The sequence below is a fragment of the Corynebacterium sp. HMSC056E09 genome (assembly GCF_001813425.1).
Lineage (GTDB): Bacteria > Actinomycetota > Actinomycetes > Mycobacteriales > Mycobacteriaceae > Corynebacterium > Corynebacterium hesseae.
In genome coordinates, this window is sequence record NZ_KV812513.1 from 226,535 (window position 1) to 244,785 (window position 18,251).

The following is an 18,251-nucleotide window of genomic DNA, read 5'->3' on the forward strand; positions in this document are numbered from 1 at the left end:
GTGGCGAAGCGGATTAAGGGCATAAAGAAACCCCGACCGCTTTCACAGCGGTCGGGGTCCTCTCACTCTCTCACTGCCGGACTAAGCGCCGGCGGGCTGTGCACACTCTCTGCAGTGGGCGAGGGGTGTTCCTTAGAACAGGCCCTCAGCCTTCTTGCCGGTGTCCTTCACGGTGATCTCGCGGGAGTCAACGTTCTGGTCGTTGTCGGTGGAGTTGTCGCCCTTCAGGCGGGAAATCTGGGTGACCTCGATGTAGTTCTTCAGGCGGCCTTCCTTGGTGTTGCCGTCGCCGAAGTCCAGGTTGGCAACGCGAGCGGTCTCGCCAGCGTTAATCGGGTTGGCCAGGGTGACCTCGAAGGAGCGGGTCGAGGACTTCTCGTCGAAGCCCAGGTCACGGATGTGAGCACCGTTGGAGGAACGCGGGGTGATGAGGCGGTCAACGCCCTTCGGGCCCTCAGCGGTCTTCACATCAACGCGGTACTGGACAGCCGGGAAGTCGCCGTAGTAGCGCTCGGAACCGACGTTCTCCAGGCGGAGAGCAACGGTGCCAGCGTAACCAGCGTGCTTAGCGCCGGAGGTGGTCAGAACCGGCTTCAGGTCCAGCTTCTGCTTAGCCTCGTCGGTCTTGCCGTTCTCGACGTCCTCCTGGACCTTCTTGTCGGCTTCCTCTTCCTTCTTGCCCTCAGCCTCGGACACGGCCTTCTCCTCCGGAGCGACCTCGTTGTCCTTGATGACCTCAGCGTCAGCCTCCGGGGACTTCTCCTCCTCAACAACCTTCGGGTCGTTGACGTCGGTGGTGTTCTGAGCGTCCTTGTTCGGAGCGTAGGAATCAGCGATGTCGTCGTACAGCTTGACGCGAACCTCGTTCTTCATCGGCTGCATTGCAGACCAGAAGGTCGGGGTGGACCAGGTGCCGTTCGGCTTGCAGTACTGCTGGGTACCGGTCATGTTCAGGACGCGGAAGCCGTAGGTGGCCTCACCAGTGTGGTTCGGCGGAACATCGTACGGTCCGATGGACTGGCCAGCCTCCCAGGACAGGGAGTAGGAAGCGGAAGCGCCGAGCTTGGTGGCGATCTCGTGGGAGATGCCGAAGGAACCCTCGGAGTTCTTGCCGGAGCCCTTGCCGCCAGCGTTCATGGAGGTGGTCTCAGTGCGGTCACCGTTGACGGACAGGGTGATGGACTGGGACTTGGACAGGTCCTGCTGCAGCGGGATGTCCTTCTTGGTCTGGTTGGTGGTGGAGATGGTGCCTGCCGGCATGAAGTTATCGGTCACCTTGTAAACCACGGTGCGGTGATCCTCCCACGGGTTGCACACCGGGCGCGGGTTGAGCACGTTGGCCTTCATGTGGTCGGAGCCGTGGGTGGTGTGAACGATAGGCAGCTTTGCGTTCACGGCCGGGGTCTCCGGGTAGGACTCGGTCTGGGTGGCTGCGGAAGCAGCCGGCGCGATGAGGGCGGTGCCTGCGATCGCAAGGCCGGCGATGAGGCCGGCGGTACGACGACGCTGGGTCATTGTTGTTCTCCTGGATGAAAGTTTGAGGCAATGCGGTGACGCACTGTGGTGGCACTGTGTTTGCGCTGTAGTGCCCAGTGCGTGACGTGTTGCAACAATAAGGCCCTTTTCAGGATCGCGCACCCCTTGAATTGTTTATATTTTTAAATGCAGAAATACATTTCGATCGGGTGGCCCCCGGGTGAACAATTGACTAAGAAATTTGCGCCGACCTTGGTTTTGTCTAACTAGACCGTATTCTGGGAAAACGTCTCTTTGACCGTTCGTTCACAAACTAAAGAATGACCCTATTAGGGGGAGTGAAAGGGTGTTTGTGGGGTCGTGTCACGCTCAATTTCAGCCTCTGTGGTCTAAGGGGTAGAACCCAACCGACCGCCGTTTGCTTAAGTAATTCTTAAAAACGGCGCGTTAGTCTTCTTCGATCTCTGGGTCTTCCGCGCGTGCCTGTTCGAAGACCTCAGCCGCCGCGCGCAGGTTGATGGTGCCGATGATGAGGCCGACCACGATGTCGGGCCAGGGGCTCGCCCATGCCAGCATCACAAGACCGGCGCCGAGGATAAGAATGTTGGCGGCGACGTCATTGCGCGCGGCCAACCACGCCCCGCGCGTTAGCGCACCTCCGTGTCGCAATTGCACCAGCAGCACCGCGCAGAGCAGGTTGATGAACATGGCGAAAATGGCTGTGCCGGAAAGCGTGAGTGGCTCGGGAACGGCGCCGTTGATGATCTTCCATATCGCCATGCCATAGGACGCCACGGCGGGGATCAGGATGAGCCCGGCTAGGCCATAGCTTGCTTTGCGACGCCCCTCCACCGACCAGCGCAGCGCTAAGAGCACGAGTGCGTTGATGAGAAAGTCCTCGAGGAAATCGGCGGCGTCAGCGAAGAGTGAGGCCGAGCCGATGACGCAGGCGACGACGAATTCGACGAAGAAGCCAAAGAGATTCAAGGCAGCGACCCAGGCGACAACCCGCCGGGCGCGTGCGTTCAGGGTGGAGGAGGAGAGATCGTGAGACACGGTACCTGAGCTTAATGGGCTTGAGCGCCGTGTCTCAACTTGTTTTCTTATGAACTGTTTCGGGCTAGTCGACGATAGTGACATCGTCTTCGCGGCGGTGCTTCTCGCCGGCGAAACCGCCGAAGGCTGTGATCAAGGCGGTGACGGCCAAGATGATGATTCCCGGTGTAGAACTGGGGGTCTCATTGGATGCGTTCAATGCGGTGGCGAGGAAGGGTAGTAGCCCCGATACTGCCGACGCGATGTTGGCGGAGATAGCCACGCCGGAATAGCGGACGTTCGCAGGGAAGACCTCCGAGAGGAGGACTCCAGATACGGAATAGGTGATCGTAACTAGCGACAGGCCGAGACAGACAGCGAGCGTGAGGAGTACGGGGTTCCCAGTGTCGATCATTGCCCACAGCGGCCACGCCATGATGGCGGTGGCAAGCGCGCCATATCCGATAACGCGACCGGGGCCAATCTTTTCGCCGATGCGGCCGAAGATGATGTTGATGAAGATCTGACACACGGCGCCGAGGAGGGTGGCGTTCACGACGGTCTGGCGTTCGAAGTCCAGCGTGGTCGTGGCGTAGGAGAGGACATAGGTGCTCATGACGAAGAATCCGCCGATGCCCAGGAAAGCGGCTGCGGAGGCTAGGCACAGCTGTGAGAAATGCTCAGTGAAGAGCTCTTTTAGTGAGCCCTGGTGTGCGGCCTCGTCTGCTTCTGCCTCCTCTTCAAGGGCCTTGTAAACAGGAGATTCTTCAGCCTTCGTGCGAATCCACAGTGCTACCGCTAGGAAAGGAAAGGCGATGAGGAAAGGCACACGCCAACCCCAGGAACTCACTGTGGCATCGTCCAGCATGAGTACAAGCGCGAAGGCTCCGGAAGAAAGCAGCGTGCCGGCGGGGGAGCCGATCTGCACGAAAGCGGCATAGCGACCGCGCTTCTCGGCTGGGGCGTGCTCGATGGCCATGGTTGTTGCGCCGCCCCATTCGCCGCCGACGGCAATGCCCTGAAGCAGGCGCAGGATGACCAACGTGATGGGAGCCCAGATACCAATGCTGTCAAAAGTGGGAAGCAAGCCGATGACGCCGGTGGCCACGCCAATGACGACGATGGAGATGATGAGGGCCGGTCGGCGGCCCATTCTGTCGCCGATTTGACCGAAAATGACCGCGCCGAGTGGGCGTGCCAGGAAGCCCACTCCGAAGGTGGCGAAGGATGCCAGGGTCGCGCCGGTGCCTGACATTCCCGAGAAGAAGAGATCGTTGAAGACGAGCGCGGCCGCGGTGCCGAAGAGGAAGAAGTCGTACCACTCGAGGGCTGTACCGACGAACGCGGAACTGGCGATGCGGAAGACGTCCTTTGACTCGACTTGGATTTCCTCGGCGCCGGATTGGGCCGGGTTGGAAGGAGGTGCGTGGGTAGTCATATCGAAGTGCTCCTTATGTGAAACGCATTACCTTTCTAGGACACATTAGGTGCACGTCACCTTCCGGTGAATGGTTTGAAGAGTTTTCTATGCATCGACCCATCTGCAGAGAGGGAACCTTGTTCCTCTGCACAAGAGCTATCGCTCGGTCCGGTGCAGCGCCAGCAATGCTCGCGCGGCGTCTTTCGGCCGCGTGATGTCGAGCCCCGTGAGTTCCGTGACTTGGCGCAGGCGGTTGAGCACCGTGTTGCGGTGGCAGTGCAGCGCCTCGGCGGAGTCTTTGATGGAGCCGCAATCCAGGTAGGTGGTGATGGTTTGGTAGAGCGGCGCGTTGCTTTGGCGTAGCTCGGTGATGGCTTGCGTGAGCTCCGTGATGCCGCTGGCTGGGAAGTCTGCAATGGCATCGCCGGCGACGGCCCAGAGGGCGTCGGGCGCTTCGGTTAAGTTGTCCAGCGGGCCGGTGGCGTCAAAGATACGCGGCGCTTGCTGCGCCGCCGCGCGAACTCCAGCTAAGCCGATGACGTCGCGGAAAAGTATGCCCGAGATCGTCGCTAGCCCTGCGCCGATGTCCCTTGTGGTCTGTCCACTGGGTCTCTGGCTTATAGGCCAGAAGGCAACGAACATCCCGCGTACGCCATGGCCGAAGGCTTCGCCGGAGGAGATGGGTTCGTCGAGAAGCGCGCGCAGCTTCACCGCAGCGGTGGGGTGTGCCACCGCGACATCGAAGTGGCAGTCAGCGTCCAGGTTGAGCGCACGGGTGATCTCCGTGATGCCGAGCGCGCCCAGGGATTCGGCGGCGAAGAGCCTCTCCAAGTGTCGGGCGTGGGCGCGGTGTACGTCGTGCTGACCGCGAGCCTCCTCCAAGCGGTAGGCATCGCGCACCACCAGGTTGTACATCGTCACAACGGAGTGTACCTGCGCCACGTGGTCGATGAGTGCCTCCTGATCCGCGCCGGCGGCCCGGCGCAGGTGCTCCCAGAGGACGGTGAAGTCCAGCTGGATGGCGTCGATCAGCGTGGCTAGCTCCACCCCCTGGTGCGCGCGCCGCCGGCCCAAACTCTGGGCGTGGGTGCGCAGCTCCTCCTCGTCCATTGCCCCAACCAGCACGTCCGTGATGCGCGCGAAAACCTCGAAGGCGGTCAGGCGCAGCTCGTCCTCGCTCACCAAGGAATCGCCGTAGCGCCCCGAGCGGGAAAAGGCGGCGAGGAAATCCTCAACCAAGCGGGGGATAGTGCCGTGGACCTTCGCGACGATGTCATGCCAGCGCTTCTCGTGCATGTGCACAACGCTACACGTTGGACGCTGGTGAATTGCCCTCTATGTCGAGATGCACATCACTGCTGCGTTTAGCATGTGGGGACTAGCACAGTACGCGCCGCGTGCAGTTTGTCGGAGAAACAGGAGAACACAGGAGGACGCATGATCACGCGCATCGACAACGCCCACATCCTGACCCAGGATCCCGCGCGGCCGGTTGCGGACTCGGTGGCTTTTGCCAACGGGCGCATCCTCGCGGTGGGGGAGGCCGCCCGCGCCCTGTCCGCTGACGAGACGTGGGATGCCGGCGGGCGTACGCTCACACCTGGCTTTAACGATGTGCATTCCCACACCGTGTGGTTCGGCCAGACGCTGCTCGAGGTGGATCTTTCCCAGGTCGCAACTCCTGAGGAGGTCTACGCCGCCGTGCGCGACGCCGAGCCGAACCCCGATGGTTGGGTGGTGGCCGCAGGGTTTCGCCCCTCCGGGCTGGATGCGCCGGTGGAGATTGCGCAGCTTGACCACGCTACTGGTGGCGCTCCGCTGCTGATCAAGCACAACTCGGGCCACGCCTACACGGTCAACACCGCGGCCCTGCGCGCGGCGGGCGTCGATCCCGCCAACCCTCCCGAGGCGGAAGGCGGCGAGTTCGTTCGCGATGCCGATGGGCACTGCACGGGGCTGCTCGATGAAAACGCCATGCGCGCCATTCAGGACATAACCCTGCCGGAATCCGGGGAGGAAATCGGCCGGGCCTTGGAACTGGCCACGCGCCGCTACCTCGAGCGCGGTCTGACCTCCGTCACGGATGCCGGGGTGGCCGGCGGCTGGATCGGGCACAGCCCGCGTGAGATCGCCGCCTACCAAAACGCCACCCTGCACACGCGCATGCAGGTGATGGTGACCATGGACGTGCTCCACGAGATTCCCGGCCACGCCTCCGACGGTCCCGGTTGGGGACTCGACGGCGGCCTGCGCACCGGCTTCGGTGACGAGTGGCTGCAGGTCGGCCCCGTCAAGATCTTCAGCGATGGCTCCCTGCTGGGGACCACCGCCGCGCTGAGCGAGAACTACGCCTGCTGCTCCCACCACGGCTACTTCCAGGGCGATCCTGAGCAGATGCGAACACGTGCGCTGCAGGCGGCGAATTCCGGCTGGTCCTTGGCCATTCATGCCATCGGCGATGCGGCAGTGGATTTTGCGATTGAGACGCTGGAGGAGGCCGTCGACAAGCATGGCGCGCCAGCGATGCCGCACCGCATCGAGCACGGCGGCGTGGTGCGCCCCGATCAGATCGAGCGTCTGCGCGGCAAGCCCATCGTGGTGGTGCCGCAGCCGCTGTTCATCCCGGCTTTCGGTGATGCGATGGCGGAGTCCCTCGGTCCGGAGCGCACCGCGTGGAGCTACCCGGGCAAGCGGCTTCTCGACGCCTCCCTCATCCTCCCCGGCAGTTCCGATCAACCAGTGGCGCCCGGCGTGCCGCTGGAGGTCATGCAGGCATTCGTAGAGCGTCGCACCGCCTCGGGCCGGGACTATGGGCCTAAGGATCGTCTGACCCCAGCCGAGGCTCTCTACGCCTATACCGCCGGCTCGGCCGCGGCGACTGGTTGGGCCGGGCGCAAGGGGCAGGTGATGCCGGGGCAGCTGGCGGATTTCGTGCTGCTTTCCCAGGACCCTCTGAACACTGATGACCTATCCACCATCGACGTGGCCGCCACCATCGTGGGCGGCGAGCTGCGCTACGGAAGCTTTTAAGGAGTAGACATGCGAGCAACCACTAACGAACAATTCCTGGCCGATTTCCAGGCCATGTCCGCCAACGGTGCCACTGCGGGCGGAGGCGTGGAGCGGCAGGCTGCCAGTGCCGGCGATAACCTCAACCGCGCCTGGTTCCATGAGGTCCTGGAGTCTCTCGGGGCGCGCGTCATCTACGACGAGATTGGCAACCAGTACGGGCTCTTCGAGCTTGCCCCCGGCGCCGAGTACGTGGGCCTGGGCTCGCACCTGGATTCGCAGCCCTTGGCTGGCCGTTTCGACGGCGCCTATGGCGTGCTGGCCGCAGCCCACGCGGCCGGGCGCGTGGCGCAATCGGGCGCCAAGGCGCGCTATAACCTGGCGGTCATCAACTGGTTCAACGAGGAGGGCTCGCGCTTTGCGCCGTCCATGATGGGCAGCTCCGTGTTTGTGGGAACGCTGGCGCTTGAGCGCGCCTACTCCGCCACCGACCTTGCCGGCGTCACCGTCGCGCAAGCCCAGGAGGAAGCGGGCTGGTCCCCGCGTGGCGAGGCTCCGAAGCTCGCGGCCTATGCGGAGATTCACGTCGAGCAAGGTAAGGAACTTGAAGCTGCCGGCAACACGATTGGTTTGGTCACCGCCACGTGGGGCGCGAAGAAATTCCAAGCGGTGGTCTCCGGTGAACAGGGTCATACCGGTTCCACTCTCATGGCCGATAGGAAGGATGCGCTCTTCGGTGCCTCCCTCATCATTGCTTCAGTGGAGCGCTTGACCCATGAATTCGATGAAGGCCAGCTGCAGGCCTCGGTTTCGCAGTTAACGCTGGAGCCGAATTCGCCGGTAACCATCGCCCGCGAGGTGCGCTTCAATGTCGATGTGCGCTCGCCGTCCACTGAGGTACTGGACAAGGCCCAAGCGCGCCTGCAGGAGATTATCGCCGACGCAGAAGAAGAATCCCGCACCTCGGTTGAACTCACCCCGACGCACGAGTGGGCGCTTAACCCTTACCCGGCCGCCGGCGTGGAATTAGCCCGTGAGGTCGTGCAAGAGCTGGGGTATCCGCACCAAGAGATTTACACGGTGGCCGGGCATGACTCGACCAACCTGAAAGAGGTGGTGCCGACGGTCATGCTCTTCATCCCGTCCGTCGACGGCATTTCACACAACGAAAAGGAGTTCACCACGGAGGAAGACTGCGTGGCCGGTGTGGACGTGTTGACGCACGTGGCTCAGCGCCTCGTGGAATCCGGGTGCGGCGAGCGCTAGTCGTTATCGCTCCACGGTTCATACCCGAAGGCCTTCATCGCGATTTCGAATCCGCGCTTCATTGCTTTTAGTTCTTCCTCGCTGTGCTCGTAGGTGCGCAGGCGCACTGGGCCGGTGAGGGGGACGTGGAGCAAGAAGTGCTGGCCTTCCTCGGTGATGCTGCACAGGCGGCGGCGAAGATCTTCCGGATCATCATCGATGGAGATAAGCTCATCGCGCACCAAGCGCTTGACCGCTTGCCCGATGGTGGCGGGCTGCCATCCCAACTCCTTGCGCAGCTGCAGGATGGGGATGGGGCTCTTCTTATCGATGAGCCGGAGAAGCGAAAGATGGGAGCCGGTGATCCCGTATTCGCGGCGCGCTTCCGTGTCGAACCGCGCGCGGGCGCGCTCGAAGCGGCGATATTCCGCAATGGTCTCATCGATTAGCTCATTTTTGCTCACGCGATCCAGCGTAAGAGTTGGGGACTCGCGTCCGCAAATGTTTACGTTGACAACCCTAACCAAAGGTGGAGGGATCGATGGGCCGTTGTGAGCGAGGGAGTTTCTCCACCACGAGGCGGTAGGAGTCCGTTACGAGTTCGGCCAGCAGCTGCGGGGTGAGGTTGGCGTCGGGATACACGGAAACCCAATGGCGCTTATTCATGTGGTAGCCGGGTGTGATGAAGGAATACTCGCTGCGCAGCGCTTCGCCATCGAGGGGCTCGACCTTGAGGATGGCTTGCTGGGAACCAGCCACGGCGGTGAGAAGAAGGAAGACCTTGCCGCGCACCTTAAAGACGTCCCAGTCCGGCCCGAAGGGGTGCGTCAGCGTGGCTCCGGGAAGCTCCGCAGCGCGTGCGGTGGCGCAGGCATGGAGGTCTAGGGCAGCGGTGCTCATGAGGTCCACACTAGGTGAAAACACCGTTGGGCCCCTTTTTCGATTTCTCGAAGAAAGGGGCCCAACGGCGTCTCTATCAAGTCCCTCCGATTATCGGCCACTGGCCGCCCTCTGGAGGGTGAGGGGTTCTCTCTCTCGCATGCGCTCTCTCAAACGCACAAGACAGAGTATGGCGGGCGACGCTGGATTCACCATGTGGTCTCCCTGGCAGTTTTCTACTAGTCAAAACCGCCGCTAATCAAAGCGCGCGGGCCGCTTCTCCAGGAAAGCCATGACGCCTTCCTTGTGGCCTGCCGAATCCATCTGTGCGTACTGCGTGGGCTCCTCCCAGGCGAGCTGCTCATCGAGCTGCCCCAGTGCGGTGCGGTTGATGGCTTCCTTGGCCTTGGCCAGGGCGTCACGTGGCGCGATATGCAGGCGTTGGGCTAGCTGCAGCGCGGCCTCGAGGGCTTGGCCCTGGGGCGCGCGCTTGGCGACGATCCCAGCCGCCTCCGCTTCGGCGACGCCGAGCTTGTCCTGCAGCAGTGCCAAGGCAAGAGCGCGGTGGCGCCCCACGGAGGCGAGTGCGGTGAGGCTTACGCCGCCGTCCGGGATAAGGCCGATCTTGCCGAAGGGCAGCGTGAAATAGGATTCTTCAGCAGCCACGATGAGATCGCAGGCGAAGGCCAGCGATGCCCCAGCGCCGGCGGCTGCGCCTTCGACCGCGGCGATGACGGGAATCTCGGCGGCCTGGATTTCGGTGACGAGCGCGTTGAGCTGCGGCAGCATCGTCGACTCAGCCGGGTTGGGGGTCTCGCCCGACTGCTGCGCTGCAGCCGCAGCCTGTGCCGCCGCCACGATGTCCGCGCCCGCGCAGAAGGCGGTCTCATCACCGGTGATGATGAGGGCGCGGATGGAGGGGTCTTGGGAGGCGTCGGCAAGCGCGGCCGAAAGTGCTTCGCAGTGTTCCTTGGCAATGGCGTTGCGCCGCGCGGAGTTGTTGATCTGGGCGATAAGGGCGGAGCCTTCGCGGCGGGTGAGGATGGCTTCGGTCATGGTTAGTCCTTAACGAGTTCGGTGAGGGAGGAGATGATGCGCTGGGCATCGGCGGAAATGCGGGAGACGATCTCGGAGCACGGGGCGACATCGTGGATAAGCCCCTGCGAGGTACCACAGGTCCACACACCCGCATCCAAGTCACCAGTCTCGTAAACCGCGCGGCCGCGCTTGCCGGCAACGAGGTGGCGGATATCGCCGAACTCCGCACCTTGGGCGAGGCGCTCGGCCACCTCATCGCTCACCGCATTCTTGGCCACGCGGGTGGAATTGCGCAGCTCGCGGAGGATGAGCTGGGTATCCAGCTCGGAGCGCTCCACGATGGCCTGCTTAACGTTCTCGTGCACCGGCGCCTCCGTAGAGGCCACGAAGCGGGTGCCCATGTTGATGCCCTCGGCGCCCAAAGCGAGCGCGGCGGCCAGGCCGCGGCCATCCGCGAAACCGCCCGAGGCGATGATGGGGATATCGAGTTGATCCGCGGCGGCGGGAATGAGGACCAAGCCCGGGATGTCATCCTCGCCAGGGTGGCCAGCGCATTCGAAGCCATCGATGCTGACGATGTCCACGCCCACCTTTTGCGCACTGAGCGCGTGGCGCACGGAGGTGCACTTGTGGATGACGGTGATACCCGCGTCCTTGAAAGCCGGCATGTGCTCCTTGGGATTATTGCCGGCGGTTTCGGCGATCTTTACGCCTTCCTCAATGATGACGTCGCGGTACTCCGCATAGGGCGGCGGGGTAATCGCCGGCAGCATGGTGAGGTTGACGCCGAAGGGCTTGTCGGTGAGCTCGCGGGTGCGGCGAATCTCGTGGCGCAGGTCCTCCGGGGTGGGCTGGGTTAACGCGGTGACGACGCCGAGGCCGCCGGCATTAGATACGGCAGCGGCAAGCTCAGCGCGGCCGACCCACTGCATGCCGCCTTGGATGATGGGGTGAGTGATGCCGAGCATCTCGGTAACGCGGGTGGAAATCATGAGGGTGGTGCTCCTTTGTGGGTGACTAGCAATTGGGGAGAAGTGGATGGAAGTTCTGGGCTAAAGGTGGTGAATGGCTATTCGGAGAAATGAGCGCGCAGGCGCTCGGTGAGGTCCTCGGGCAGGGGGATGGGGCGGCGCGCGGAGACGTCGATAAGCACCAGCGTCGCCGTGGCGAACACGCACGAGGTGCCGTCCTGGATGAGTTCGTGGGCGACCTGGTAGGAGGTGGTTCCGATGCGGGAAATCCACACCCGCGCCTCGATGGAATCGGTGTAGGTGAGCTCGGCCTCGTACTGCACTTCGAGGGATCGCACCACGTGAGCGTAGGTATCGGTGGCGACGGGGCCGGTCAGTGCGGCGGCTGCGCGGACGCGTGCCTCCTCGAGGAGGGTGACTATCGTGGCGTTGTTGACGTGGGCGTTCGCGTCCTGGTCGGACCACCGCAAAGCGAGGGGCACCGGGATGGCGTTGGCGGGCGCGCGCATTGTTCCTCCTTGGGGGAGCAGGTAGAGTGATGCGTATTACTATACATACGAATTGTGGTTCGTCACTCGAACCGTGAGGAGAATGCCATGACGGATCTGCTGGGAATCGATGCCCTCCTGAGCGAAAAAGAAAAAGCCACGCGTGACCGCGTGGCCGCACTGGTGGATGAGCACATCCGCCCGCACGTGGCGCAGTGGTACGAGGACGCGGTGCTGCCGGAATCGATTTTCCCGGTGCTCGCGGAGGCTGGTCTGTTCGGGATGCACCTGGAAGGCTACGGCTGTGCCGGGCGCACTGCCGTGGAATACGGGCTGGCCATGCAGGAGCTAGAGGCCGGCGATTCGGGAATTCGCACGGTGGTCTCGGTGCAGGGCTCGCTGGCGATGTCGGCCATTTATAAGCACGGCTCGGAGGAACAGAAGCAGCAATGGTTGCCTAAGATGGCCGCCGGTGACGTCATTGGCTGCTTCGGGCTAACGGAGCCGACCGCGGGCTCCGACCCGGCGGGCATGGCGACGGTGGCGCGCTACCGCTCAGGCGAGTGGGTTCTGGATGGCGCGAAGCGCTGGATTGGCCTGGCAAGCGTGGCCGGGGTGGCCATCATCTGGGCCAAGGTGTCCGAGGAGGATGCCTCCGCCGCCGGGGTGGAGGCGGGCGTGCGCGGGTTCATTGTGCCGACATCTACGCCGGGTTTTAGAGCTACCCCAATCACTCGCAAGCTGTCGATGCGCGCTTCCATCCAGTGCGATATTTCGCTGGATGGTGTGGCCGTGCCTGGCGACGCCCTGCTGCCCAAGCACCCTGGCCTCAAGGGGCCGTTCATGTGTCTTAATGAGGCGCGTTTCGGCATTAGCTTTGGCGCTTTGGGCGCTGCGCGCGATTCCTTGGAGGTGGCGCTGAAGTATGCCAAGGAGCGCAAGCAATTCGACCGCTCGTTGGCATCCTTCCAGCTCACGCAGCAAAAGCTGGTCGATATGGCGGTGGAGCTGAACAAGGGGCAGCTGTTGGCGCTCAACCTGGGCCGCGCCAAGGACGCGGGAACGTTGGAGCCTTATCAAATTTCGGTGGGCAAGCTGGCGAACTGCCGCACCGCCATCGAGATTTGCCGCCAAGCCCGCACCATCTTGGGCGGCAACGGCGTCACCGCGGACTACTCGCCGCTGCGGCACGCCGCCAACCTGGAATCGGTGCGCACCTACGAGGGCACCGATGAGATCCACACGCTGATTCTGGGGCGTGTGCTGACGGGGGAGCAGGCGTTTAGCTAAAAGTAGCCCGAAGTCCCTTGATGAAGAGGCTTCGGGCCTAGCTGTGTTTAGTTGGCGATGAAGTACATCTGTTTATTGATGAACTCCTCGATACCAAGTGAACCAAGCTCGCGACCGAAACCTGAACGCTTGACACCACCAAAGGGGAGTTCAGGACCTTCACCAGTTGGTGTATTGACGTTGCTCATGCCAGATTCGATGCGCTCAGCAATTGCTTGGGCTCGCTTGGAGTCTTGAGAGAACACTGCTGCGCCAAGGCCGAAGACATTGTCGTTAGCTATCTCGAGCGCTTCCTCATCAGTCTTAAACTTGTAGACCGTGGCGACCGGTCCAAAGAATTCCTCATAATAGGAATCGCTACCTCGAGGGATATCTGTGATTACTGCAGGGGAGATGTAGGCGCCCTCCTCTGAGAGTTCACCACCCGCCAGTAGCTGGCCTCCAGCAGAAACAGCGCGCTCGATCTGTTCTTTGAGGTTCTCTGCAGCGCTACGGGAAGATAGCGGGGCATACACAGTTTCCCCGGCAGTATCCGGTAGTCCTGGCTCCATTTGTTGCGCAAGATTAACTAGTTCTTGAACAAACTCGTCATAAATGTCTTCTGCGACAATAAGCCGCTTGTTTGAATTGCAGGCTTGGCCGGTGTTGTACATACGCGTACCCCAAGCGAGTTCGGCTGAAGCCTTAACATCATCCGTGTCGAGGATGACATATGGATCTGAACCTCCAAGCTCGAGTACAGCTTTCTTGAGGTGCTGGCCAGCCTGTGCACCAACGATAGCTCCGGCCCGCTCGGATCCGGTAAGAGAAACTCCTTGAACGCGGGGATCTGCGATCAAGGTAGAGATTTGCTCATGGGTAGCAAAAACATTGGTGTACACCCCTGCCGGAAGGCCGGCATCGAGAAAGATCTTTTCGATCGCCAGAGCAGAACGCGGGCAAATCTCCGCGTGTTTAAGGATGATGGTGTTTCCTGCGACAAGGTTGGGTCCTGCAAATCGCGCTACCTGGTAGTACGGGAAGTTCCACGGCATGATGCCGAGCAGAGGCCCGAATGGGCGGCGGCGAATGAATGCCTTACCGTCCGCCTCCGTAGGGATCTCTTGATCCGCGAGAAACTTCTCCGCGTTGTCCGCATAGTACTGGATGATGGCAGATGAGAACTCGGCTTCTTCAACGCCTTCCGGAAGTGGCTTCCCCATCTCTTCAGCAATGATGGCAGCGAGTTCTTCTTTGCGTTCTTCAAAGAGTGAAGCTGCCTTGGCCACAATTTCTGCTCGTTGTGAGACTGGAGTTCCAGACCATTCGGTGAAAGCTACGGAAGAAGCTTCGAGGATTGGCTCAATAGCAGCATCATCGAGAGCATCGAAAGTTTCAATGATCTTGTTGTTGACTGGATTCTGTACACGGTACTGAGACATTTTTCCTCCTAGGAAAAGTTTGGGGTTGTTGTATCTGAACTGGATTCACTACGGCTGATTACTGAGCCCGTGAAGAAATCTGGGTTGCGGAGTCGGGTAATGAACATGAGGATTAATCCGAGCACGAGGATGCTGGCGCCCAGGATGAAGACGATTCCGACCCCTCCAAGAGAAGAACCGGAACCAAAGCTCGGGTCCATGGAGTCATAAGCGGTGATGAAAAACATTAAGAGAAGGAAGCCACCGCCCAGCAACGGGCATAGAAACTTAAACAGGAAGTTCCTTACTGAAGTAAAGAGTTCTTTTCGGAAATACCACAGACAGGCAACTGCTGTGATGCCGTAATAGAAACAAATCATGAGACCAAGAGCAGCAATTGTGTCCCAAAGTGCATTCTCTGAGAGCACTCTTGTTATGGCATAAAAGGCTCCAGAAACGACGGTTGCGACAATCGTTGCGACGGTTGGAGTTTGGAATCGTGGGCTGATTCGAGCCAATTGTGGGGGAAGAGCTTTGTAATAGCTCATCGCCAGAATCGTGCGGGCGGGGCTAACCAGCGTGGATTGCAAGGATGCAAAAGAGCTAGCTAGAACCGAGATATAAATAAGGATGGCAAATGGGCCCATAACCGGGTAAGAAAGCACTGCAAAAATTGATTCCTGATTGTCTGGGTTACCGGCGCCTAGTCCGCTTTCGCCGATGCCCGCCCATGCCATAACGGCTACCGCTGTAAGTACATACAAAATGATCGTGATGACGATGACGACGGTAGCCGCCCGGCCAGGAGTTTTTTCTGGGTTTTTCGTTTCTTCATTCATAGTTAGGGTGACATCCCAGCCCCAGAACATGAAGATGGATAGGGAGATTCCGGCAGCAACCACCGAGAAGTCCTTGATTTCAAATGGGTTGAACCAGCTGAATTGGATGGGGGTGAAATCGAATCCATCTCCGTTGTAAGCCCTCCATAATGCTGCGACATCGAAGGAGACAATTGCGATGATTTGAATTGCAACGAGGATGTATTGCATCTTCTGCGTTGTGTCCATACCTCGATACGCGACCCAAGCTGCAGCAACTAAGAACACAAGTGTGGTTGGAATATTTACCCAGAGGTTGCGTGTGAGTTCAGCGAGCTCTGGTCTACCGGCAAGCTGTGCGATGAGCAGATAGAAGAAGTCAACGGCCACTGCGGCAAGGTTCGATAGGACCAATATCGTGGCGGCGATCAGACCCCAGCCACCCATCCAACCGACCCACGGGCCGAAGGCTTTGGTCGCCCATGTAAAAGTGGTTCCTGAATCAGGAGCACGGTTGTTGAGCTCGCGGTAAGCAAAGGCCACAAGCAGCATGGGGATAAACCCCAGAATGAGAACGGCTGGAACGAAGACGCCCACGGCCGAGATGGCAGGACCGATTCCCGAAGTGAGTGTGTAAGTTGGCGCCAAACAACTAATGCCAATGACGACAGCTCCGAGCAAACCGACTTTGCCGACTGCCAATCCTTTCTCTGAAACTGCTGGTTGTTCACTCATGAGGGAGCACCTCCTTTCAGCGACATGTAGCCCGAAGGGACAACAATGGTTGGAACTGGTAAGTGCTTGAGGATTCGATGAGCAGTTGTGCCAAGGAAGAGCCGACCATCGCCGGCAATACGCGCAGAACCAAGAACTGCCACTTCGCCCTCTTCCCAGCTAAGGTTTCGCAGCGCTGACTGGACACTTGATCCCGAAGTAGTGATGCGTGACGCTTGTCCCTTGGAAACCGCTTCTTCGATTGCCTCCGAGAGTGGGAGCTCAAATCCGTGCCCGGCATCTTCTCCGGAGATCTTCAAGGTAATGATGCGTAATGGAATCTCTCGGCGGTTTGCGCGGTCGAGTCCGATTGCCGCGACATCTGATCGTCCTCGGCGCGGGCCAACAAGGGCAGAAATACTCGTTATCGGTCCTGGATATGAATAGTCTTGAGGAGCTAGCGCTACTGGTGTTTGTGCTGTGTATAGCAATGAACTGGGTACTGTACCGATGCGGAATCGGTTCAAAAGTCCGCCTGAGCGTGCTCCGACGACGATTAAATCGCACTCAAGTTTTTGCGCGACATCATTCAAGGCAAGAGCGGGTTCTGTCCCCTCGACGACGTGCCATGTCGCAGAAATGTCAGCGGGAAGACTATTTAACGCACTGGCGAGACGCTGTTCGGTTTGTTCTCGCACAATCGCGTTGTAACCAGGATCTTGAGTCTGAACACCAAAACCTTGAGGACTAACAGGAGGAATAACCGAGACTATCTTCAGGTTGACCTGGCGCTCACGCGCGAGAGCAATTCCTAAATGGAGAGCATCATGACCGTCAGAGGTGTCGATGTATGCGACTAGCAGAGAGCCGTTAGCCCTGCGGCGCGGAAAATCTGTGGGTGGATTCATGAACAGTCACCGCTTATCCCTGCCCAAGAATCTGTTTCGCAACGGCTTCACCGATACGCACCGCGCCGTCGACGTGCTGGTAACCTGCACCAGCGATGTCAGAAGAGGAGTAATAGATAGGGCCGGTTGGTTTGTTCTGAAGATGGCCCCAACGCGATAGTCCACCCAAATCGTATGACGTTGCGTAGGCTCCGCGAGTCCATTCTTCGGCCGCCATATCGGAGAGGAAGAATGCGATTGGCTTCTTCACCTTGTCACCAAGGTAAATGGACATTGCATCGAGGATGCGCTCTTTGCGTTCTTCAGCGGGGAGAGCCCACATCTCTTCGGCGTAAACGTCGGAAACAAAGCCAACCAATGTGCCGAATGCGTCTTCTTTTCCTTCCTCACCGCCTGCGAAGTTTTTGCCGTAATTGGTGTTGTCATAGATTTCGGCAACGAGTCGATCGCCACCGAATGCAGTACCGGACAGTCCCTCTTCACGCCAGAAGGGAGTTTCATAGACTGCATGAACTTTGATGACGAGACCCATGGAAATGTGCTGATGGGCAACATGCTGTTCTCGCGGCAGGGGAGGCACGTAGGAAATGCGACTATAGAGGTTTGGCGGAACCGCAAGGATAGCGTTTTTAGCATGGACAACAGCGCGATCAGAGTAGGCAGTTACGGTTCCCGGTCCACCATTGTTGTCCACACCATTGCGGACGTCCGCTTCAACATTGTTGGGGGCGTCTGCCGTAGAAGGATCTGGCGTAGCCCATTCGAGAGTGCGAACAGGTGAACTGAGAATGACGTCATCGCCGAGTTCCTCTGCCATCGTTATGGAAACTGACTGCATGCCGCCGGCAACTCGCTTATCAAGCAAGAAGTTTTCATCAACAAGGTTGTCGAAAGAACCAGCAGATGAAGCCATCAGAGCTGCTTGAAGTACGGAAAAGGTGCGGGAAGGCTTAGTAAGCATTCCAGAGGAAATGTAAAGCGAGATGTTGTCAATTGCCTCAGAATCGTCAGATAGGCTTTCTAACCAGTCACGGAAGGATTGGCTATCGAGTTCTTTGGCTCGTGGGTGCTCCCAAGGGGCGTTAGCGTCGACTTCCTCGGCCAGCTGATTGAGCTCAGCGATCAATCGATTCATCTCGGAGGCGGTTTCCTCTGACGTCGGGAAGGTATCTCCCTCAAATTCGTGGCGGGTGCCATCTGGGGACACGTAGACTGACTTTCCTTCGCGGTACCGATCAAAAGTCTCGAGTCCGAGCTCCTGGACGAGTTCGGTGAGGCGCGTTTGATCGGGCGAAATCCACTGGCCGCCGATCTCAATGAAGTGTTCAGTACCTTGGTCGTCGAGTACCTTTCCGTTCCAAGTACGGCCGCCCACGCGATTGCGGGCTTCGAGAACGCAGACTGATTTTCCTGCTTTCTTGAGGGTACGGGCAGCCATTAGCCCTGAAGCGCCGGCGCCGATGATTACAACATCGACTGTGCGCTCTTCGGCGTTGGGATTACCATTACGTTGCGTGACCATTGGAGCGTTTCTCCTTCGCGTGCAGTAGGTATGCGGTG

The 18,251-nt window shown here is 59.9% G+C and carries 16 protein-coding genes; 3 read left to right on the top strand and 13 right to left on the bottom strand.

Annotation, left to right across the window (positions count from 1 at the left end):
• Positions 1 to 132: 132 nt before the first annotated feature.
• The 4 genes from HMPREF2912_RS10470 to HMPREF2912_RS10485 all read right to left on the bottom strand — a co-directional run bounded on the left by HMPREF2912_RS10470 (position 133) and on the right by HMPREF2912_RS10485 (position 5,227).
• On the bottom strand, positions 133 to 1,515 hold the full coding sequence (locus HMPREF2912_RS10470) for a hypothetical protein (RefSeq protein ID WP_070684082.1): 1,383 nt from the start codon (positions 1,513 to 1,515) through the stop codon (positions 133 to 135).
• A 408-nt stretch (positions 1,516 to 1,923) separates the two neighbouring features.
• Positions 1,924 to 2,532 carry a cation efflux transmembrane domain-containing protein gene (locus tag HMPREF2912_RS10475; protein WP_070684084.1) on the bottom strand — a complete coding sequence of 203 codons (609 nt, stop codon included), beginning with the start codon at positions 2,530 to 2,532 and terminating at the stop codon, positions 1,924 to 1,926.
• A gap of 64 nt (positions 2,533 to 2,596) precedes the next feature.
• Positions 2,597 to 3,949 (bottom strand): MFS transporter, encoded by a 1,353-nt coding sequence (locus HMPREF2912_RS10480; protein ID WP_070684086.1) that lies wholly within the window; start codon positions 3,947 to 3,949, stop codon positions 2,597 to 2,599.
• A 138-nt stretch (positions 3,950 to 4,087) separates the two neighbouring features.
• Positions 4,088 to 5,227 carry a PucR family transcriptional regulator gene (locus tag HMPREF2912_RS10485; RefSeq protein ID WP_070684209.1) on the bottom strand — a complete coding sequence of 380 codons (1,140 nt, stop codon included), beginning with the start codon at positions 5,225 to 5,227 and terminating at the stop codon, positions 4,088 to 4,090.
• 141 nt (positions 5,228 to 5,368) lie between these two features.
• On the opposite strand from HMPREF2912_RS10485, the gene HMPREF2912_RS10490 reads away from it, so the two are divergent.
• Both HMPREF2912_RS10490 and HMPREF2912_RS10495 read left to right on the top strand, forming a co-directional pair.
• Positions 5,369 to 6,961, top strand: a complete 1,593-nt coding sequence (locus tag HMPREF2912_RS10490; RefSeq protein WP_070684088.1) for an amidohydrolase — start codon at positions 5,369 to 5,371, stop codon at positions 6,959 to 6,961.
• A gap of 9 nt (positions 6,962 to 6,970) precedes the next feature.
• The gene (locus tag HMPREF2912_RS10495; protein ID WP_070684089.1) at positions 6,971 to 8,206 is read left to right on the top strand and encodes a M20 family metallo-hydrolase; all 1,236 of its coding nucleotides are present in this window, start codon (positions 6,971 to 6,973) and stop codon (positions 8,204 to 8,206) included.
• Here the strand turns inward: HMPREF2912_RS10495 and HMPREF2912_RS10500 are convergent.
• The 5 genes from HMPREF2912_RS10500 to HMPREF2912_RS10520 all read right to left on the bottom strand — a co-directional run bounded on the left by HMPREF2912_RS10500 (position 8,203) and on the right by HMPREF2912_RS10520 (position 11,582).
• The gene (locus HMPREF2912_RS10500) at positions 8,203 to 8,649 is read right to left on the bottom strand and encodes a MarR family winged helix-turn-helix transcriptional regulator (RefSeq protein ID WP_070530955.1); all 447 of its coding nucleotides are present in this window, start codon (positions 8,647 to 8,649) and stop codon (positions 8,203 to 8,205) included. The two genes, HMPREF2912_RS10495 and HMPREF2912_RS10500, sit on opposite strands and share 4 nt — an antisense overlap.
• Before the next feature lie 55 nt (positions 8,650 to 8,704).
• Positions 8,705 to 9,085 carry an MmcQ/YjbR family DNA-binding protein gene (locus HMPREF2912_RS10505; RefSeq protein ID WP_246816525.1) on the bottom strand — a complete coding sequence of 127 codons (381 nt, stop codon included), beginning with the start codon at positions 9,083 to 9,085 and terminating at the stop codon, positions 8,705 to 8,707.
• A gap of 234 nt (positions 9,086 to 9,319) precedes the next feature.
• Complete coding sequence (locus HMPREF2912_RS10510) at positions 9,320 to 10,120, bottom strand: enoyl-CoA hydratase-related protein (protein ID WP_070684093.1); 801 nt, start codon at positions 10,118 to 10,120, stop codon at positions 9,320 to 9,322.
• 2 nt (positions 10,121 to 10,122) lie between these two features.
• Positions 10,123 to 11,094 carry an NAD(P)H-dependent flavin oxidoreductase gene (locus HMPREF2912_RS10515; RefSeq protein WP_070530951.1) on the bottom strand — a complete coding sequence of 324 codons (972 nt, stop codon included), beginning with the start codon at positions 11,092 to 11,094 and terminating at the stop codon, positions 10,123 to 10,125.
• Positions 11,095 to 11,171: 77 nt separating this feature from the next.
• Complete coding sequence (locus tag HMPREF2912_RS10520) at positions 11,172 to 11,582, bottom strand: acyl-CoA thioesterase (protein ID WP_070597241.1); 411 nt, start codon at positions 11,580 to 11,582, stop codon at positions 11,172 to 11,174.
• An 87-nt stretch (positions 11,583 to 11,669) separates the two neighbouring features.
• Between HMPREF2912_RS10520 and HMPREF2912_RS10525 the strand changes: the two genes are divergently transcribed.
• Positions 11,670 to 12,851: an acyl-CoA dehydrogenase family protein gene (locus tag HMPREF2912_RS10525; RefSeq protein WP_070684095.1), complete on the top strand. Its 1,182-nt coding sequence runs from the start codon at positions 11,670 to 11,672 to the stop codon at positions 12,849 to 12,851.
• Between the two features lie 47 nt (positions 12,852 to 12,898).
• On the opposite strand, the gene HMPREF2912_RS10530 is transcribed toward HMPREF2912_RS10525, so the two are convergent.
• From HMPREF2912_RS10530 to HMPREF2912_RS10540, 4 genes are read right to left on the bottom strand one after another with little or no spacing between them, the layout of a single operon-like run.
• Positions 12,899 to 14,272, bottom strand: coding sequence for an NAD-dependent succinate-semialdehyde dehydrogenase (locus HMPREF2912_RS10530; RefSeq protein WP_070523382.1), 1,374 nt, complete (start codon positions 14,270 to 14,272; stop codon positions 12,899 to 12,901).
• An 8-nt stretch (positions 14,273 to 14,280) separates the two neighbouring features.
• The gene (locus HMPREF2912_RS10535) at positions 14,281 to 15,804 is read right to left on the bottom strand and encodes an APC family permease (protein WP_070523379.1); all 1,524 of its coding nucleotides are present in this window, start codon (positions 15,802 to 15,804) and stop codon (positions 14,281 to 14,283) included.
• On the bottom strand, positions 15,801 to 16,691 hold the full coding sequence (locus HMPREF2912_RS12755) for a universal stress protein (RefSeq protein ID WP_083304515.1): 891 nt from the start codon (positions 16,689 to 16,691) through the stop codon (positions 15,801 to 15,803). Before HMPREF2912_RS12755 ends, HMPREF2912_RS10535 begins: the two co-directional genes overlap by 4 nt.
• Positions 16,692 to 16,704: 13 nt before the next feature.
• The gene (locus tag HMPREF2912_RS10540; protein WP_070597245.1) at positions 16,705 to 18,213 is read right to left on the bottom strand and encodes a flavin monoamine oxidase family protein; all 1,509 of its coding nucleotides are present in this window, start codon (positions 18,211 to 18,213) and stop codon (positions 16,705 to 16,707) included.
• Between the last annotated feature and the right edge of the window lie 38 nt (positions 18,214 to 18,251).

Coding starts and splice junctions, on each gene's coding strand:
- HMPREF2912_RS10510 (WP_070684093.1), bottom strand. CDS start 10,120: ATGACCGAAGCCATCCTCACCCGCCGCGAAGGCTCCGCCCTTATCGCC.
- HMPREF2912_RS10490 (WP_070684088.1), top strand. CDS start 5,369: ATGATCACGCGCATCGACAACGCCCACATCCTGACCCAGGATCCCGCG.
- HMPREF2912_RS10535 (WP_070523379.1), bottom strand. CDS start 15,804: ATGAGTGAACAACCAGCAGTTTCAGAGAAAGGATTGGCAGTCGGCAAA.
- HMPREF2912_RS10540 (WP_070597245.1), bottom strand. CDS start 18,213: ATGGTCACGCAACGTAATGGTAATCCCAACGCCGAAGAGCGCACAGTC.
- HMPREF2912_RS10495 (WP_070684089.1), top strand. CDS start 6,971: ATGCGAGCAACCACTAACGAACAATTCCTGGCCGATTTCCAGGCCATG.
- HMPREF2912_RS10515 (WP_070530951.1), bottom strand. CDS start 11,094: ATGATTTCCACCCGCGTTACCGAGATGCTCGGCATCACTCACCCCATC.
- HMPREF2912_RS10485 (WP_070684209.1), bottom strand. CDS start 5,227: ATGCACGAGAAGCGCTGGCATGACATCGTCGCGAAGGTCCACGGCACT.
- HMPREF2912_RS10480 (WP_070684086.1), bottom strand. CDS start 3,949: ATGACTACCCACGCACCTCCTTCCAACCCGGCCCAATCCGGCGCCGAG.
- HMPREF2912_RS10525 (WP_070684095.1), top strand. CDS start 11,670: ATGACGGATCTGCTGGGAATCGATGCCCTCCTGAGCGAAAAAGAAAAA.
- HMPREF2912_RS10530 (WP_070523382.1), bottom strand. CDS start 14,272: ATGTCTCAGTACCGTGTACAGAATCCAGTCAACAACAAGATCATTGAA.
- HMPREF2912_RS10505 (WP_246816525.1), bottom strand. CDS start 9,085: ATGAGCACCGCTGCCCTAGACCTCCATGCCTGCGCCACCGCACGCGCT.
- HMPREF2912_RS10520 (WP_070597241.1), bottom strand. CDS start 11,582: ATGCGCGCGCCCGCCAACGCCATCCCGGTGCCCCTCGCTTTGCGGTGG.
- HMPREF2912_RS10470 (WP_070684082.1), bottom strand. CDS start 1,515: ATGACCCAGCGTCGTCGTACCGCCGGCCTCATCGCCGGCCTTGCGATC.
- HMPREF2912_RS12755 (WP_083304515.1), bottom strand. CDS start 16,691: ATGAATCCACCCACAGATTTTCCGCGCCGCAGGGCTAACGGCTCTCTG.